This window comes from Nucisporomicrobium flavum (genome assembly GCF_016464385.1).
In the GTDB taxonomy this organism is placed as follows: domain Bacteria; phylum Actinomycetota; class Actinomycetes; order Mycobacteriales; family Micromonosporaceae; genus Actinoplanes; species Actinoplanes flavus_A.
In genome coordinates this window covers 59882-77599 of sequence record NZ_JADMLH010000009.1, presented here as the reverse complement: position 1 = coordinate 77599, position 17718 = coordinate 59882, and the positions used below count along the sequence as shown (strand labels likewise).

The 17718-nt window shown below is 71.2% G+C and carries 17 protein-coding genes; 16 read left to right on the top strand and 1 reads right to left on the bottom strand.

Translation table 11 applies throughout. The features are described from left to right. Positions 1-68 precede the first annotated feature (68 nt). The 3 genes from aroQ to nusB all read left to right on the top strand — a co-directional run bounded on the left by aroQ (position 69) and on the right by nusB (position 1577). Positions 69-500: a type II 3-dehydroquinate dehydratase gene (aroQ, locus tag IT780_RS22035; RefSeq protein WP_199513744.1), complete on the top strand. Its 432-nt coding sequence runs from the start codon at positions 69-71 to the stop codon at positions 498-500. Between the two features lie 85 nt (positions 501-585). Then, on the top strand, positions 586-1143 hold the full coding sequence (efp, locus tag IT780_RS22030) for an elongation factor P (protein ID WP_071807759.1): 558 nt from the start codon (positions 586-588) through the stop codon (positions 1141-1143). Positions 1144-1166: 23 nt separating this feature from the next. Continuing rightward, entirely contained in the window at positions 1167-1577 is a 411-nt protein-coding gene (gene nusB / locus IT780_RS22025; RefSeq protein ID WP_199513518.1) for a transcription antitermination factor NusB, read from the top strand. 297 nt (positions 1578-1874) lie between these two features. Here the strand turns inward: nusB and bldD are convergent, their stop codons facing one another. Beyond that, positions 1875-2363: a transcriptional regulator BldD gene (gene bldD / locus IT780_RS22020; RefSeq protein ID WP_071807762.1), complete on the bottom strand. Its 489-nt coding sequence runs from the start codon at positions 2361-2363 to the stop codon at positions 1875-1877. A gap of 372 nt (positions 2364-2735) precedes the next feature. Here bldD and pyrR point away from each other — a divergent pair, with 372 nt between their 5' ends. The 13 genes from pyrR to metK all read left to right on the top strand — a co-directional run bounded on the left by pyrR (position 2736) and on the right by metK (position 17676). Next, on the top strand, positions 2736-3266 hold the full coding sequence (gene pyrR / locus IT780_RS22015; protein ID WP_372443775.1) for a bifunctional pyr operon transcriptional regulator/uracil phosphoribosyltransferase PyrR: 531 nt from the start codon (positions 2736-2738) through the stop codon (positions 3264-3266). Then, positions 3263-4186, top strand: a complete 924-nt coding sequence (locus tag IT780_RS22010; RefSeq protein ID WP_199513516.1) for an aspartate carbamoyltransferase catalytic subunit — start codon at positions 3263-3265, stop codon at positions 4184-4186. The genes pyrR and IT780_RS22010 overlap by 4 nt, the downstream gene beginning before the upstream one ends. After that, a complete protein-coding gene (locus IT780_RS22005; protein WP_199513515.1) occupies positions 4183-5448 on the top strand; it encodes a dihydroorotase in 1266 nt (421 codons plus the stop codon). The genes IT780_RS22010 and IT780_RS22005 overlap by 4 nt, the downstream gene beginning before the upstream one ends. After that, entirely contained in the window at positions 5448-6557 is a 1110-nt protein-coding gene (gene carA / locus IT780_RS22000; protein WP_199513514.1) for a glutamine-hydrolyzing carbamoyl-phosphate synthase small subunit, read from the top strand. Before IT780_RS22005 ends, carA begins: the two co-directional genes overlap by 1 nt. Further along, entirely contained in the window at positions 6557-9865 is a 3309-nt protein-coding gene (gene carB / locus IT780_RS21995) for a carbamoyl-phosphate synthase large subunit (RefSeq protein WP_199513513.1), read from the top strand. Before carA ends, carB begins: the two co-directional genes overlap by 1 nt. Beyond that, entirely contained in the window at positions 9862-10866 is a 1005-nt protein-coding gene (locus IT780_RS21990) for a quinone-dependent dihydroorotate dehydrogenase (protein ID WP_199513512.1), read from the top strand. The genes carB and IT780_RS21990 overlap by 4 nt, the downstream gene beginning before the upstream one ends. Further along, positions 10863-12122, top strand: coding sequence for an adenosylmethionine--8-amino-7-oxononanoate transaminase (locus IT780_RS21985; RefSeq protein ID WP_199513511.1), 1260 nt, complete (start codon positions 10863-10865; stop codon positions 12120-12122). The genes IT780_RS21990 and IT780_RS21985 overlap by 4 nt, the downstream gene beginning before the upstream one ends. Positions 12123-12196: 74 nt before the next feature. Next, positions 12197-13027 carry an orotidine-5'-phosphate decarboxylase gene (gene pyrF / locus IT780_RS21980; protein WP_199513510.1) on the top strand — a complete coding sequence of 277 codons (831 nt, stop codon included), beginning with the start codon at positions 12197-12199 and terminating at the stop codon, positions 13025-13027. A 184-nt stretch (positions 13028-13211) separates the two neighbouring features. Then, positions 13212-13529: an integration host factor, actinobacterial type gene (gene mihF, locus IT780_RS21975; RefSeq protein ID WP_071807771.1), complete on the top strand. Its 318-nt coding sequence runs from the start codon at positions 13212-13214 to the stop codon at positions 13527-13529. Positions 13530-13561: 32 nt separating this feature from the next. Then, complete coding sequence (gene gmk, locus IT780_RS21970) at positions 13562-14161, top strand: guanylate kinase (protein WP_199513509.1); 600 nt, start codon at positions 13562-13564, stop codon at positions 14159-14161. 73 nt (positions 14162-14234) lie between these two features. Then, a complete protein-coding gene (gene rpoZ, locus IT780_RS21965; protein ID WP_015623990.1) occupies positions 14235-14498 on the top strand; it encodes a DNA-directed RNA polymerase subunit omega in 264 nt (87 codons plus the stop codon). 687 nt (positions 14499-15185) lie between these two features. Then, the gene (gene coaBC, locus IT780_RS21960; RefSeq protein WP_199513508.1) at positions 15186-16409 is read left to right on the top strand and encodes a bifunctional phosphopantothenoylcysteine decarboxylase/phosphopantothenate--cysteine ligase CoaBC; all 1224 of its coding nucleotides are present in this window, start codon (positions 15186-15188) and stop codon (positions 16407-16409) included. 76 nt (positions 16410-16485) lie between these two features. Continuing rightward, on the top strand, positions 16486-17676 hold the full coding sequence (gene metK / locus IT780_RS21955) for a methionine adenosyltransferase (protein WP_199513507.1): 1191 nt from the start codon (positions 16486-16488) through the stop codon (positions 17674-17676). The last annotated feature ends 42 nt before the right edge of the window (positions 17677-17718 follow it).

The following is a 17718-nucleotide window of genomic DNA, read 5'->3' as shown; positions in this document are numbered from 1 at the left end:
CGCGCTTGCCGGCGCCGGCTGACGGCCGTGAGGGTGAGGGCCAGGAGGGCATGCCCATGGAGTACAGCATGAGCCGGGTGTACGTGCTGAACGGGCCGAACCTCGGCCGGCTCGGCACCCGTCAGATCGACATCTACGGCATGATCGCGTACGCCGACCTCGTGACCCTGTGCGAGGAGACCGGCAAGGAGCTGGGGCTCGACGTGGTGGTCCGGCAGACCGACGCGGAGCACGAGATGCTCGGCTGGCTGCACGCCGCCGCCGACGAGGAGGCGCCCGTGGTGCTCAACCCGGGCGCGTGGTCGCACTACTCGTACGCGGTCCGCGACGCCTGCGCGATGCTGCGCGCGCCGCTGGTCGAGGTGCACATCTCCAACATCCACGCCCGCGAGCAGTTCCGGCACCACTCGGTCGTCTCCGCGGTGGCCACCGGAGTCATCGCCGGGCTCGGCGTGGACGGCTACCGGCTCGCCCTGCGGCACGTCGCGGGACGTCGCTGACCCGATTCGCCGGGGCGCGTGTCACGCCGGTAAACTCCACCGGTCACCTCCACGCGTCACACCGCATCGAACAACAAGGCAGGACATGGCTTCCACCAACGACCTGAAGAACGGCCTGGTGCTCAACCTCGACGGCGAGCTGTGGGCCGTGGTCGAGTTCCAGCACGTCAAGCCGGGCAAGGGTGGGGCGTTCGTGCGCACCACGCTCAAGAACGTGCTCTCCGGCAAGGTCGTGGACAAGACCTTCAACGCCGGCACCAAGGTCGAGACGGCGACGGTCGACAAGCGCACGATGCAGTACCTGTACCAGGACGGCGAGGACTTCGTCTTCATGGACCTGGACACCTTCGACCAGATCACCGTGCCCGGCGGCACGGTCGGCGAGGCGGCCAACTACCTGCTGCCCGAGGCCGAGGCCACGGTCGCGACGCACGAGGGCGTGCCGCTCTACATCGAGCTGCCCACCAGCGTCTTCCTCGAGGTGACGTACACCGAGCCGGGCCTGCAGGGCGACCGCTCGACCGGCGGCACCAAGCCGGCCACCGTCGAGACCGGCGCGACCGTGCAGGTGCCGCTGTTCATCACCACCGGCGAGAAGATCAAGGTCGACACCCGCGACGGCCGTTACCTCGGCCGCAGCTGATGGCGGAAGGCCCCAAGACGCAGATGCCTGCGCGCCGCAAGGCGCGCAAGCGTGCGCTCGACGTCCTCTACGAGGCCGACCTGCGCGACCTGCCGCCGACCCAGGTGATGGCCACCTACCTGGAGCGGATCGCCAAGCCCCACCCCGAGCACCTGGACTACACGACCGGCCTGGTGGAGGGCGTCGCCCGGCACCTCGACCGGATCGACGAGCTGATCGCCAGCTACGCCGAGGGCTGGACCATCGACCGCATGCCGGTGGTGGACCGCAACCTCGCCCGCATCGCGGTGTACGAGCTGCTCTACGAGCCGGACATCGACGACCCGGTGGCGATCACCGAGGCGGTCGAGCTGGCGAAGCAGATGTCCACGGACGACAGTCCGCGCTTCCTGAACGGCATCCTCGGCCGCATCGCCGAGTTCGCGACCCGTTGAGCCGGGCGCGGGGCGACGTTCGTCACGCTTGTACGCGCGGCGATGTCCTGCGGTTGGCGGTCGGTTCCCGGTTACGCGGTCACTGACCGCTAGGTCGGCCGTCGTGACCGGCCGCGGGCACCGGCATCCGCTGCGCAGTGTCCGCAGGGACTCATCGACCAGCGCATATGTCACCGCAATGCGGTGACGAACCGCCACGGCCGTGCCCGCAACGCTGCGGCGTGTGACCGTCGTCCACACCCGGAAAAGACAAAGAGGGACCCGCTGAGCGGGTCCCTCTCGCGTGTGCGGTGCGGGTCAGCTGGCGAAGAAGGCGCGCGGGTCGGCGACGAGCACGCCGGCCTCCGTCAGACGCTCGATCAGGCCCGACGGCGAGATGTCGTACACGATGGCGAGCGCGCGCAGGTCGTCCGCGCGGATCGACAGCACGCGACCGTTGTAGTCACCGCGCTGCTGCTGGATGGCCCGGGCGTAGCGCGCGACGTAGGCCAGGTCCTCGCCGGCCGCGTCGTACAGCTTCTCCAGGTCCAGCACGATCTTGTTGGTGGCCTCGAGCCGGACGCCGCTGCCGTCGGGCAGCAGCTCCGAGACGGGAACCCGGTAGAAGTCGGCCAGTTCGGCGAGGCGCGAGACGGTGACTGCTCGGTCGCCACGCTCGTACGAGCCCACCACGACGGCCTTCCAGCGGCCGTTCGACTTCTCTTCCACGCCCTGCAGGGACAGGCCCTGCTGCTGGCGGATGGAACGCAGGCGGGCGCCCAGCGACTTGGCGTACTCAGACGGCATTCGGACACTCCAGTACTGTGCTGGCCCGGAGGGTTCTTCCTCCGGATCGCTACGCTGCGTGACGGTACGGAGTTTGCCAGCCCTGGTCAAGTGTCGGTTACCGATGAGTCGCCGAGCCGGGGACTGAGTTGCCCGCATTCGTCCGTCTGGTCCGTGGGTAGGCCACGTCACCATGGTCATCGCCTCGCTCACTGGTAACGTAGCGTCAGCCATCGGGCCGCCCCTGGCCGGGGTGCCCGCTGAGCACCGAAAAGACGTCCTTTAACGACCCGTCCCGTGAGGCGGGGAAGGAGGTCCGCCGTGGCATATCCACGCGCCGACACAGGTTCTCCGACCGGCTCCCGCGCCACCGGCGCCGCGACCGGCACGAAGATCATTCTTTCCGGGTCCGACCTGCAGCGGGTCGTCGACCGGATAGCGCACCAGATCCTCGAGAAGACGTCCGGCGCCACCGGCACCGTCCTGCTCGGCATCCCGACCCGCGGCGTCCCGCTGGCGCGCCGCCTCGCTTCCCGGATCCACGCCTTCGAGGGCATCGACATCCCGGTGGGCGCGCTGGACATCACCCTCTACCGCGACGACCTGCGGCTGCATGCGACGCGTGCGCTGGGCAAGACCGACATCCCCGGCGACGGGCTCGACGGGCGCCGCGTCATCCTCGTCGACGACGTGCTCTTCTCCGGGCGTACGGTCCGGGCCGCGCTCGACGCGCTCAGCGACGTCGGCCGGCCCAGTTCCGTGCAGCTCGCCGTGCTGGTCGACCGCGGCCACCGCGAGCTGCCCATCCGCGCCGACTACGTGGGCAAGAACATCCCGACCGCGCTCGCCGAGAAGGTGAAGGTGTCGCTGGCCGAGACCGACGACGGCGTGGACGAGGTCAAGCTGTACGGAGGAGCCGCATGATCAAGCACCTGAGGTCCGCCGCGGACCTGGACGCGGACACCGCCACGCTGATCCTCGACACCGCCGCGGAGATGGCCGCCCTGGCCGGGCGCGAGGTCAAGAAGCTGCCCACCCTGCGCGGGCGTACGGTCGTCAACCTCTTCTACGAGGACTCGACGCGTACCCGGATCTCGTTCGAGGCCGCGGCCAAGCGGCTCTCCGCCGACGTCATCAACTTCTCGGCGAAGGGCTCCAGCGTCTCGAAGGGCGAGAGCCTCAAGGACACGGCGCTGACCCTGCAGGCGATGGGCGCCGACGCTGTCGTGATCAGGCACCCGGCCTCCGGCGCGCCGCACCGGCTCGCGTCCTGGGTGGACGGTTCGGTGATCAACGCCGGCGACGGCACCCACGAGCACCCCACGCAGGCGCTGCTGGACGCGTACACGATGCGGTCGCGGCTCGGACGGATCGACGGCCTGAAGGTCGCGATCGTGGGTGACGTCCTTCACAGCCGGGTCGCCCGGTCGAACGTCCTGCTGCTCACGACGCTGGGCGCCCAGGTCACGCTGGTGGGCCCGCCGACGCTGATCCCGATCGACGTCGCGGCCGCCCTCTCGCCCGGCACGAAAGTGTCGTACGACCTCGATAGCGTCCTGCCCGCAACGGACGTCGTGATGATGCTGCGGGTGCAGACCGAGCGGATGCAGGACTCGTATTTCCCCTCCGCCCGCGAGTACAGCCGCCGCTACGGGCTCGACGCCCCGCGCATGAGGAAGCTGCCGGAGCACGCGATCGTCATGCACCCCGGTCCGATGAACCGGGGCATGGAGATCGCGCCCGAGGTGGCCGACTCGTCCCGCTCCACGATCGTCGAACAGGTCGCCAACGGCGTCAGCGCCCGGATGGCCGTTCTCTACCTGCTCCTCGGAGGCAAGGCATGAAGTCGTACCTCATCAAAGGTGTCTCCGTGGTCGGCGGGAAGCCGGCCGACCTGCTGATCCGGGACGGGGTCGTCGCCGGCGGCGGCGGCAAGGCGGACGAGACGATCGACGCCGCGGGCCTGGTCGCCCTGCCGGGCCTCGTCGACCTGCACACGCACCTGCGCGAGCCGGGCCGCGAGGACGCCGAGACGGTCGAGACCGGCTCGCGCGCGGCGGCCCTGGGCGGCTACACCGCGGTCTTCGCGATGGCCAACACCTCGCCGGTGGCCGACACCGCCGGCGTGGTCGAGCAGGTGTGGCGGCTCGGCCGCGAGGCCGGGCTGGTCGACGTGCAGCCGATCGGCGCGGTCACCGTGGGGCTGGCCGGCAAGCAGCTCGCCGAGCTGGGCGCGATGGCCACCTCCGCCGCCGGCGTCCGGATCTTCTCCGACGACGGCCACTGCGTCGCCGACCCGCGGCTGATGCGCCGGGCGCTGGAGTACGTGAAGGCGTTCGACGGGATCATCGCCCAGCACGCCGAGGAGCCGCGGCTCACCGAGGGCGCGCAGATGCACGAGGGCGAGGTCTCCACCCGGCTGGGCCTGACCGGCTGGCCGGCGGTCGCCGAGGAGGCGATCATCGCCCGCGACGTGCTGCTCGCCGAGCACGTCGGCAGCCGCCTGCACGTCTGCCACGTCTCGACGGCCGGGTCCGTCGAGGTGCTGCGCCAGGCCAAGGCCCGGGGGGTACGGGTGACCGCCGAGGTGACGCCGCACCACCTGCTGCTCACCGACGAGCTCGCCGCCAGCTACGACCCCGTCTACAAGGTGAACCCGCCGCTGCGCACCGCCGCCGACGTGCAGGCCCTGCGGCAGGCGCTGGTCGACGGGGTCATCGACATCGTCGCCACCGACCACGCCCCGCACGCCGTCGAGGACAAGGAATGCGAATGGGCGTACGCCCGGCCGGGCATGGTGGGTCTGGAGACCGCGCTGCCCGTGGTCCTCAGCGTCCTCGGTGAGAAGTGGGAGCTGATCGCCGAGCGCATGTCCCGCACCCCCGCCCGCATCGCGGGCCTGACCGGGCACGGCACCGACCTGGCGGTCGGCTCGCCGGCCAACCTCACGCTGGTGGACCCGTCCGCCCGCCGGGTCGTCGACCCGGCCGAGCTGGCGAGCCGCAGCCGCAACACACCGTACGCGGGCACCACCCTGCCGGGTCGCATCGTCGCGACCTTCCTCCGGGGAGAGCCGACAGTCCTGGACGGGAAGGCCGTCAAGTAATGAAACCAGCGATTCTTGTGCTCGAAGACGGGCGCACTTTCAAGGGAACGTCCTACGGCGCCGAGGGTGAGACCTTCGGCGAGGCCGTGTTCACCACCGGCATGACCGGCTATCAGGAGACGCTGACCGACCCGTCGTACCACCGGCAGGTCGTGATCCAGACGGCTCCGCAGATCGGCAACACCGGCGTCAACGACGAGGACGACGAGTCCAGCCGCATCTGGGTCGCCGGCTACGTCGTGCGTGACCCGGCCCGCCGCCCGTCCAACTGGCGCGCCACCGGTGACCTGGGCGAGCGCCTCGCCGCGGAGGGCGTGGTCGGGATCAGCGGCGTCGACACCCGCGCGCTGACCCGCCACCTGCGCTCGCGCGGCGCGATGCGGGTCGGCATCTCCACGGTCGACCTCGACCCCGCCTCGCTGCTGCAACGGGTCAAGGCGGCGCCGCAGATGGTCGGCGCCGACCTGTCCGCCGAGGTCACCACGCCGGAGCGGTACACGGTCGAGGCCGTCGGCGAGCACCGCTACACCGTCGCGGCGCTCGACCTCGGCATCAAGCGCAACGTGTCGCGCCGGCTGGCCGCGCGCGGCGTCACCACGCACGTCTTCCCGGCCACCTCGTCCATCGAGGACCTGCTCGCGGTCGGGCCGGACGCGGTGTTCCTGTCGCCCGGTCCGGGCGACCCCGCCACCGCCGACGGGCCGGTCTCGCTCGCCCGCGCGGCGCTGAGCCGCCGCGTGCCGCTGTTCGGCATCTGCTTCGGCAGCCAGATCCTCGGCCGCGCGCTCGGCTTCGGCACCTACAAGCTCGGGTACGGCCACCGCGGCATCAACCAGCCGGTGTTCGACAAGACCACCGGCAAGGTCGAGGTGACCAGCCACAACCACGGGTTCGCGGTCGACGCGCCGCTGAACACCGTGATCGACACCGACTTCGGCGGGGTCGAGGTCTCACACGTCTGCCTCAACGACAACGTGGTCGAGGGCTTGCGGGCGCTCGAGGTGCCCGCCTTCACCGTCCAGTACCACCCCGAGGCGGCGGCGGGCCCGCACGACGCGGATTACCTGTTCGACCGGTTCGTCGAGCTCGTCGAGAAGGTTGATGCCTGATGCCCAAGCGTTCTGATCTGCGGCACGTGATGGTGATCGGCTCCGGGCCGATCGTGATCGGCCAGGCCTGCGAATTCGACTACTCGGGCACCCAGGCCTGCCGGGTGCTGCGCGCCGAGGGGCTGCGCGTCTCCCTGGTCAACTCCAACCCCGCGACGATCATGACGGACCCGGAGTTCGCCGACGCCACGTACGTCGAGCCGATCACGCCCGAGTTCGTCGAGATGGTCATCGCCCGGGAACGCCCCGACGCGCTGCTGCCCACGCTCGGCGGCCAGACCGCGCTGAACACCGCGGTCGCGCTGCACGAGAACGGCGTGCTCGACAAGTACGGCGTCGAGCTGATCGGCGCGAACATCGACGCGATCCGCCGCGGCGAGGACCGGCAGCTGTTCAAGGACATCGTCGCCAAGGCCGGCGGCGAGACCCCGCGCAGCCGGGTCTGCCACTCGATGGACGAGGTCCGCGCCACCGTCGCCGAGCTCGGCCTGCCCGTGGTCATCCGGCCGTCGTTCACGATGGGCGGCCTCGGCTCCGGCATGGCGCACAGCGACGAGGACCTCGAGCGCATCGCCGGCGCCGGCCTGGCCGCCTCCCCGGTGCACGAGGTGCTGATCGAGGAGAGCGTGCTCGGCTGGAAGGAGTACGAGCTCGAGCTGATGCGCGACCGCAACGACAACGTCGTGGTCGTCTGCTCGATCGAGAACCTGGACCCGATGGGCGTGCACACCGGCGACAGCGTCACCGTCGCACCGGCGATGACCCTGACCGACCGGGAATACCAGAGCCTGCGCGACCTCGGCATCGCCGTGCTGCGCGAGGTCGGCGTCGACACCGGCGGCTGCAACATCCAGTTCGCGATCAACCCGGCCGACGGGCGCCTGGTCGTCATCGAGATGAACCCGCGGGTGTCGCGCTCCTCCGCGCTGGCGTCGAAGGCCACCGGCTTCCCGATCGCGAAGATCGCCGCGAAGCTAGCCATCGGCTACACCCTCGACGAGATCCCGAACGACATCACGCTCAAGACCCCGGCGGCCTTCGAGCCGGCGCTGGACTACGTGGTCGTCAAGATCCCGCGGTTCGCGTTCGAGAAGTTCCCCGGGGCCGACGGCGAGCTGACCACGACGATGAAGTCTGTCGGCGAGGCGATGAGCCTCGGCCGCAACTTCAGCGAGGCGCTCAACAAGGCGATGCGCTCGATGGAGACCAAGGCGGCCGGCTTCTGGACCGCGCCGACCTTCGAGGACGTCGACGCCGCGCTCGACGCGCTGCGCACCCCGCACGACGGCCGGCTCTACACGGTGGAGGCCGCGCTGCGGCTGGGCGCGAGCGTCGAGCAGGTGCACGAGGCCAGCGGCGGCATCGACCCCTGGTTCCTCGACGAGATCCAGGCCCTGGTCGATCTGCGCGCCGAGATCCTCGCCGCGCCGGTGCTCGACGAGGTGCTGCTGCGCCGCGCCAAGCGTGCCGGGCTGTCGGACCGCCAGCTCGCCGCGCTGCGCCCCGAGCTCGCGGGTGAGGACGGCGTCCGCACGCTGCGGCACCGCCTCGGCATCCGGCCGGTCTACAAGACGGTCGACACGTGTGCCGCCGAGTTCGAGGCGAACACGCCGTACCACTACTCGTCGTACGACGAGGAGACCGAGGTGGCGCCGTCGGACCGGCCCAAGGTGCTGATCCTGGGCTCGGGGCCGAACCGCATCGGGCAGGGCATCGAGTTCGACTACTCGTGCGTGCACGCGGTCATGGCGCTCAAGGGCGAGTACGAGACCGTCATGGTCAACTGCAACCCGGAGACCGTCTCCACCGACTACGACACCGCGGACCGGCTGTACTTCGAGCCGCTCACGTTCGAGGACGTGCTCGAGGTCTTCCACTCCGAGGACTCCTCCGGCAGGGCGGCCGGCGGCCCCGGCGTCGTCGGCGTGATCGTCCAGCTGGGCGGGCAGACCCCGCTCGGCCTGGCCCAGCGCCTCAAGGACGCGGGCGTGCCGATCGTGGGCACCTCGCCGGAGTCCATCGACCTGGCCGAGGACCGCGGCGCGTTCGGCTCGGTGCTGGCCAGGGCCGGGCTGCGCTCGCCCGAGCACGGCACCGCCACCTCCTTCGAGGAGGCCAAGGCGATCGCCGACGAGATCGGCTACCCGGTGCTGGTGCGGCCCTCGTACGTGCTCGGCGGCCGCGGCATGGAGATCGTCTACGACGAGCCGACGCTCGCCGACTACATCGCCCGGGCCACGGAGATCTCGCCGGACCACCCGGTGCTGGTCGACCGGTTCCTGGACGACGCGATCGAGATCGACGTGGACGCGCTCTGCGACGCCACCGGGGAGGTCTACCTCGGTGGCGTGATGGAGCACATCGAGGAGGCCGGCATCCACTCCGGTGACTCCTCCTGCTCGCTGCCGCCGGTGACGCTGGCCGGTTCGCATCTGGCGGAGGTACGCCGCTACACCGAGGCGATCGCTCGCGGCGTGGGGGTGCGCGGCCTGCTCAACGTCCAGTACGCACTCAAGGACGACGCCCTGTACGTCCTCGAGGCCAACCCGCGCGCCTCCCGGACCGTCCCGTTCGTCTCCAAGGCGACGGCGGTGCCGCTGGCGAAGGCGGCCGCCCGGATCATGCTCGGTGCCACCGTCCAGGAGCTGCGCGACGAGGGCATGCTGCTGCGCAGCCGCGACGGCGGGGAGACCCCGGAGCACGCGCCGATCGCGATCAAGGAGGCGGTGCTGCCGTTCAAGCGGTTCCGCACGCCGGCCGGCAAGGGCGTGGACAGCCTGCTCGGCCCCGAGATGAAGTCCACCGGCGAGGTCATGGGCATCGACCCCGGCTTCGGCCCGGCGTTCGCCAAGTCGCAGGCCGCCGCGTACGGTTCGCTGCCGACCAGCGGCAAGGTCTTCGTCTCGGTCGCCAACCGGGACAAGCGCTCGATGATCTTCCCGATCAAGCGCCTCGCCGACCTGGGCTTCACGATCGTCACCACCGCCGGCACCGGCGAGGTGCTGCGCCGGCACGGCATCGAGTGCGAGATCGTCCCGAAGCACTTCGAGAGCCCGGGCCGCAACGCGGTGGCGCTGATCGGCGCGGGGGAGATCGCGCTGATCATCAACACGCCGCAGGGCTCCGGGGCGAGCGCCCGCTCGGACGGCTACGAGATCCGCAGCGCGGCGGTCACCCACGACATCCCGAGCATCACGACGGTGCCGGGCGCGGCTGCCGCGGTGATGGGCATCGAGGCGCTCATGCGCGGCGAGATGTCCGTACGCCCGCTTCAGGAGCTGCACGCCGCCCTGCGGGAGAGCGAGTGACGATCTTCGAGACCGCCGTCCGCCCGGTGCTGTTCCGGGTGGGCGGCGGCGACGCCGAGAGGGCGCACGAGTTCACGCTCGGGCGCCTGGCCGGGCTCGGCTCCGGCGCCCGCGCGCTGCTGCGCCGCCGGTACGCGGTGAGCGACCCGGTCGAGGTCTTCGGCGTCCGGTTCCCCAACCGGGTGGGCCTGGCGGCCGGCATGGACAAGAACGGCGTGGCGCTGCCGGCCTGGCCCGCCCTCGGCTTCGGTTTCGTCGAGGTCGGCACGGTCACCGCGAAGGCGCAGCCCGGCAACGACAAGCCCCGGCTGTTCCGGCTGCGCGAGAGCGAGGCCGTGATCAACCGGATGGGCTTCAACAACGCCGGCGCCGCGGCCCTCGCCGAGCGGCTGCGGGCGCTGGGGCCGATCGGTGTCCCGCTCGGGATCTCCCTCGGCAAGTCCAAGGTCACGCCGCTGGAGGAGGCGGTCCAGGACTACCTGACCTCCTACGAGCTGCTCCACCCGTACGCGGACTACATCGCGGTCAACGTCTCCTCGCCGAACACGCCCGGCCTGCGCACGCTGCAGGACAAGAGTGCCCTGGCGGCGCTCCTGGCCGCCCTCGTGGGCAAGGTCCCGGTGCTCGTCAAGATCGCCCCGGACCTCACCGAGCCGGCGATCGCCGAGCTGCTCGAGGTCTGCCTCTCGTCCGGTGCCGCCGGCGTCATCGCGACGAACACCACGCTCAGCCGGGACGGTCTCGCCGGGCCGGACCAGGCGCGCGCCGCGGAGGCGGGCGGCCTGTCCGGGCGGCCGCTGACCGAGCGGGCCCGCAAGATCGTCCACTTCGTCCACGAGGAGACCGGCGGCCGGCTGCCGATCATCGGCGTGGGCGGGATCGTCGAGGCCGACGACGCGGCCCGGATGTTCGACGCCGGCGCCGCGCTGATCCAGCTCTACACCGGCTTCATCTACCGGGGCCCGGCGCTGGTGAGAGCGGCGGCCAGGGCGCGCCCATGAACCTGCTCGCCCTCGACCGGGCGCACGTCTGGCATCCGTACGGGCCCATGCCCGGCCGCGCGGAGCCCTACCTGGTCGAGAGCGCGCAGGGCGTACGCCTGCGGCTGGCCGACGGCCGCGAGCTGGTCGACGGCATGTCGTCGTGGTGGGCGGCGATCCACGGCTACCGCCATCCGGTCCTCGACGCGGCGCTCGCCGAGCAGGCGGGCCGGATGAGCCACGTCATGTTCGGCGGGCTCACCCACGCCCCCGCCGTCGAGCTGTGCCGGACCCTCGTCGAGCTGACCCCGGCCGGGCTGGAGCACGTGTTCCTCGCCGACTCCGGGTCGGTCGGCGTCGAGGTCGCGATCAAGATGGCGCTGCAGGCCCAGCTCGCCGGCGGCCACCCCGGCCGGCGCCGCCTCGCCACCTGGCGGGGCGGCTACCACGGCGACACGTTCCATCCCATGAGCGTCTGCGACCCGGTCGGCGGCATGCATTCGCTCTGGACGGGCGTGCTGCCGGCCCAGGTCTTCGCCGGGCCACCCCCGGCGGACTACGACGAGGCGTACGCGGCGGAGCTCGCCGAGCTGATCGAGCGGCACGCGCACGAGCTGGCCGCGGTCATCGTCGAGCCCGTCGTGCAGGGCGCGGGCGGGATGCGGTTCCACGACCCGCGCTACCTGCGGGTGCTGCGCGAGGCCACCGCGGCGCACGGGGTCCTGCTGATCTTCGACGAGATCGCGACCGGCTTCGGGCGTACGGGCGAGCTCTTCGCCGCGGGCCACGCCGGGGTGACGCCCGACATCATGTGCGTCGGCAAGGCGCTGACCGGGGGATACCTGACGCTCGCCGCGACGCTGTGCACGCCGCGGGTCGCGCACGCGGTGAGCGCCGGCAGCGTGGGCGGTCTCGCGCACGGTCCGACGTTCATGGGCAACCCGCTCGCCTGTGCCGTCGCAAACGCCTCCATCGGGCTTCTGACGGGCGGGGACTGGCGGGCGCGGGTCACAAGGCTGGAGCGGGGTCTGCGCGCCGGTCTGGAGCCGCTGAGGAGCGCGCCCGGGGTCGTCGACGTCCGGGTCCTGGGCGCCATCGGCGTGGTCCAGCTGGACCGGCCCGTCGACATGGCGAGGGCGACCGCGGCCGCCGTGGACGCGGGGGTGTGGCTGCGCCCGTTCCGCGACCTGATCTACACGATGCCGCCGTACGTCACCGGCGACGCCGACGTCGCCCTCATCACCCGCGGGATCGCCGCGGCCGTGTCGGCCGCCTGAGCGGCTCCGCGACCCACTACCCGGGCCATCGTGGCGGCGCTGTCCGCCAGCTGACAGGAGAGGAAATCAGCCCCATGGAGACCTTCGGAAACCGGCTGCGCGCCGCCATGGACAAGCGAGGGCCGCTGTGTGTCGGCATCGATCCGCACGCCGCTCTGCTGGCGCGCTGGGGGCTCTCGGACGACGTCGCCGGCCTGGAACGCTTCAGCTTTACGGTTGTCGAAGCACTGGCCGATCGGGTCGCCGTGCTGAAGCCGCAGTCGGCGTTCTTCGAGAGATTTGGGTCACGTGGCATCGCCGTTCTTGAGTCAACTATCCGACAGTCACGCGAGGCCGGTGCGCTCGTGCTTCTCGACGTGAAACGGGGCGACATCGGCTCGACGATGGCGGCGTACGCGGCCGCCTACCTGGATCCGGACAGTCCTCTGCGTGCCGACGCGATTACTGTCAGTCCCTATCTCGGGGTGGGCTCGCTGCGGCCGGCATTCGACCTGGCGACCACTCACGGCGCCGGCGTCTTCGTGCTCGCGTTGACGTCCAATCCGGAAGGACCGGAGGTTCAGCACGCGCGAGCGGCCGGCGGGCGGACCGTCGCGCAGACCGTCATCGACGAGATTTCCCAGCTCAACAGGGGTGCGACGGGTCTCGGAAGTTTCGGACTTGTGGTCGGGGCGACCATTGGGGACACCGGCCACGACCTCTCCGGGGTCAACGGGCCGCTGCTCGCTCCGGGCCTCGGCGCGCAGGGCGGGGACCCCGAGGGGCTCTCATCGATCTTCGGCGAGAGCCTGCGGAACGTGCTGCCGTCGTACTCACGCGAGGTTCTCTCCGCGGGTCCGGAAACGGTCGCGTTGCAGGCCGCGGCGGACCGTGCGGTGACCGCCTGCCGGGCCGTGATCGGGTGAAACGGCCTGCTTACCAGGCTCGGCCGCAGCCGGGTGGGGGGTACCCCCACGTTGCCGAAACGGCCATTGACCGCTAGTTTTCCCGGCGCCGGGAACCACATGCCCCTTTGGTTCCCTGGCACACCACGTTTCACAGATGCGCCGGTATTGGACTACAGGCGCGATAGGGACCTGAGGAGAACTGGTGCCGCTCCCGTCACTGAGCCCCGAGCAGCGTGCAGCCGCGCTGGAGAAGGCTGCGGAGATTCGCAAGGCCCGGGCCGAGCTGAAGGATCAGCTCAAGTCCGGCAAGACCACCCTCGCCGCCGTGCTCGACCGGGCCGAGGGCGACGACGTCGTCGGCAAGCTGAAGGTCTCGGCCGTGCTCCAGGCGCTGCCGGGCATCGGCAAGATCCGGGCCACCCAGATCATGGAGAAGCTCAAGATCGCCGACAGCCGTCGCCTTCGTGGCCTCGGCGAGCAGCAGCGTAAGGCCCTCCTGGGGGAGTTCGCTGCGAACTGACTCACGGGCTCGTGTAGGAATGAGCCGTGAGCATGGATGACGACGCGCGCCCGGCGGCCCGACTCACCGTCCTCTCCGGCCCCTCGGGGGTGGGCAAGGACAGCGTGATCGAGCTGATCCGGGCGCGCTCGCCATGGATCAAGCTGTCGGTGTCGGTGACCACCCGCAAGAAGCGCGACTACGAGACGGACGGCGAGCACTACCACTTCGTCACCCGTTCGGAGTTCCAGCGCCTCGTCGACGGCGACCAGCTGCTCGAATGGGCGGAGTTCGCGGGCAACCTCTACGGCACGCCCCGCGCCCAGGTCGAGGGCTGGCTGTCGCAGGGCCGGCCGGTGCTGCTGAAGATCGACCTGCAGGGCGCGCGCCAGGTGCGCGCCACGATGCCGGACGCCCAGCTGGTGTTCCTCGCCCCGCCGAGCGTCGAGGAGCTGCGCCGCCGCCTGATCGGCCGCGGCACCGACGACGAGGAGACCATCCGCCGCCGCCTCGCCCACGCCGACGAGGAGCTCGCCGCGGAGAAGGAATTCGACCGTACGGTGGTCAACGACTTCGTCGAGCGCGCCGCGGACGAGCTGGTAGGATTGCTCGGTTCGTCATTTCTGACCCCCGCGCAGGTGCCGGAGTCCTAGAACGCTCCCGCACTTCTGGACATCGCACCGGGTCGCCCGGGTCGCCAGTCGTCGTCGTTAGGACATGAATTCCGTGGGAACCATCGCCAACCCCGAGGGCATCACCAACCCGCCGATCGACGAGCTGCTCGACAAGACCTCGTCGAAGTACTCGCTGGTGATCTTCGCGGCCAAGCGCGCCCGCCAGGTCAACGCCTACTACAGCCAGCTCGGTGAGGGCCTCCTGGAGTACGTCGGCCCCCTGGTGGAGACCACCCCGCAGGAGAAGCCGCTCTCGATCGCGATGCGTGAGATCAACGCGGGGCTGCTGACCGCCGAGGCCACCGACAACCCCTGACGTACCGACGCGCCGCACCCCGGGATCACCGGAGTGCGGCGCCGGCCGGCCTCGTCGCAGCGTTTCGCCGCCGAGCCCCATCGGTGCTCCGTCCGCGGTCCGCGCCGGGCGTCACGGTCCCGGCTTTGCGGTCTGGCTCTGCTGCTGCCCGGCTTGCTGCTGTCCCGCAGGGTCGTGCCAGCTCGCTGCTTCGCGCCCGCGTCCGCTTCCTGCGGGCGCGGGTTTTCCGTTTCCTGCCCTGGTCCGCAGCGCCCGGTGGTCCGCCCTGGGGGGGGCCTCCCCGGCGGCTCGCCAGACGTGCGTCGCCGGGTCGCTGCCCAGGGATGCGTCGTCGGGTCGCTGGGCGGGGGCGCGTCGCTGGGCGGGGGTGCGTCGCTGGGCGGGGGTGCGTCGCTGGGCGGGGGTGCGTCGCTGGGCGGGGGTGCGTCGCTGGGCGGGGGTGCGTCGCTGGGCCGGGGGCGCGTCGCTGGGCGGGGGCGCGTCGCTGGGCCGGGGGCGCGTCGCTGGGCCGGGGCGCGTCGCTGGCCCCGGGCGCGTCGGCCGGTCGTGGCTCGGCGGTGTGTTGCTCTGGGGAATCGACATGGGCCGGCGATCGATGCCGCGTGATTCGGCGCACGGCGGGGTTCTTGTCGGCCGGCCGTTCGTCGATCGTCGGGCAGAATTGTCATCCGGCAGAGGAGGGTGGTCATGACCGAGGTCGTGCTCGGCGTCTGTGGCGGGATCGCCGCCTACAAGGCTTGTGAGCTCCTCCGGCTGTTCACCGAGTCCGGGCATGCTGTCCGGGTGGTGCCCACCGCCTCGGCCCTGCAGTTCGTCGGCGCCCCCACCTGGGCGGCGCTGTCCGGACGGCCCGTCGCCACCGAGGTGTGGGACGACGCGCACGAGGTGCCGCACGTGCGGATCGGCCGGCACGCCGACCTTGTCGTGGTCGCGCCCGCCACCGCGGACATGCTGGCCAAGGCCGCTCACGGTATCGCCGACGACCTGCTGACCAACACGCTGCTCACGGCGACCTGCCCGGTGGTGTTCGCGCCGGCGATGCACACCGAGATGTGGGAGAACGCCGCCACCCAGGCCAACGTCGCGACGCTGCGCGGCCGCGGGATCGTCGTCATCGAGCCCGCCGTCGGCCGGCTCACCGGCGCCGACACCGGCAAGGGCCGGCTGCCGGAGCCCGAGGCGATCTTCGCGACCGCGCTGCGGGTGCTGCGCCGGGGCGCCGCCGAGAGTAGCGACCTGGCGGGGCGGCGGGTCGTGGTGACCGCGGGAGGCACGAGGGAGCCGCTGGACCCCGTACGGTTCCTCGGCAACCGGTCGTCCGGCAAGCAGGGCTTCGCGCTCGCCCGCTCGGCTGTCGCCCGTGGGGCGCAGGTCACGCTCATTGCGGCGAACGTCACTCTGCCCGTACCCGCAGGGGTGGATCTTGTCCGGGCCGGCACGACCGAGGAGTTGCGCAAGGCGGCCGTCGAGGCCGCGGCGGCGGCCGACGTCGTGGTCATGGCGGCTGCGCCCGCCGACTTCCGGCCCGCCGCCGTGGCCGGACGGAAGATCAAGAAATCGGACGACGGTACGGCGCCCACGATCGAGCTGGTCACCAACCCGGACATCGCCGCCGAGCTGGGCGCGGCCAAGCGCCCTGGTCAGGTGCTCGTCGCGTTCGCCGCGGAGACGCACGACGCGCTCGAGAACGCCCGCGGCAAACTCGCCCGGAAACGCGCCGACCTCATCGTCGTTAACGAGGTGGGTACCGACCTGGTCTTCGGCGCCGACCACAACACGGTGACCATCCTCGGCGCCGACGGAACCACCGTGCAGCTCGGGGAACTCCCCAAAGACGATGTGGCGGATGCGATATGGGACCAGGTCGCCTCGCGTCTTGATCCGCAGGCCAGCGAGGATGGGACGGCGTGAGACCGGGCCTGCGCCCCCCGCGCGGCGGTGACTACACTGCCGCGGAACGAACCTTCGACGAAATCTGAGGAGCACCGTGGCACGCCGCCTGTTCACTTCCGAGTCGGTCACGGAAGGCCACCCGGACAAGATCGCTGACCAGATCAGCGACGGTATTCTCGATGCCCTGCTGACGCAGGACCCGCGCAGCCGCGTCGCGGTGGAGACGCTGATCACGACCGGTCAGGTGCACGTGGCCGGTGAGGTCACGACGCAGGCGTACGCGGACATTCCGAGCATCGTGCGCGAGACCATCCTGGGGATCGGCTACGACTCGTCGAAGAAGGGTTTCGACGGCGCGTCGTGCGGCGTGAGCGTGTCGATCGGCTCGCAGTCGCCGGACATCGCCCAGGGTGTGGACAGCGCGATCGAGCTGCGCGAAGGCGACTCGGAGCACGTGCTCGACTCGCAGGGCGCCGGCGACCAGGGCATGATGTTCGGGTTCGCGTGCTCGGAGACGCCGGAGCTGATGCCGCTGCCGATCGCGCTGGCGCACCGCCTCGCCCGCCGGCTGTCCGCGGCCCGCAAGGACGGCACGATTCCGTACCTGCGCCCGGACGGCAAGACGCAGGTCACGATCGAGTACGACGGTCTGCGCCCGGTCCGCCTCGACACGGTCGTCGTGTCGTCGCAGCACGCCGCCGACATCTCTCTGGAGTCGCTGCTGACGCCGGATGTGCGTGAGCACGTCATCGCCCCGGAGCTGGAGGGGCTGGGTCTGGACACCGAGGGCTACCGGCTGCTGGTGAACCCGACCGGCCGGTTCGAGATCGGCGGCCCGATGGGTGACGCCGGCCTGACCGGCCGCAAGATCATTGTGGACACGTACGGCGGCTACGCCCGTCACGGCGGTGGCGCGTTCTCCGGCAAGGACCCGTCGAAGGTGGACCGGTCCGCGGCGTACGCGATGCGCTGGGTGGCCAAGAACGTCGTCGCCGCCGGGCTGGCGGAGCGGTGTGAGACGCAGGTCGCGTACGCGATCGGTAAGGCGCACCCGGTCTCGCTGTTCGTGGAGACCTTCGGCACGGAGAACGTGCCGGTGGAGCGCATCGAGAAGGCCATCCACGAGGTGTTCGACCTGCGCCCGGCCGCGATCATCCGCGACCTCGACCTGCTGCGCCCGATCTACCAGCAGACCGCCGCGTACGGCCACTTCGGCCGCGAGCTGCCCGAGCTGCTGTGGGAGAACACGGACCGCGCCCAGGACCTGAAGAACGCGGCAGCCTGACGGCTGCCGTACGGCCGGGCGATCCTTCGCCGCGGGCCTCAG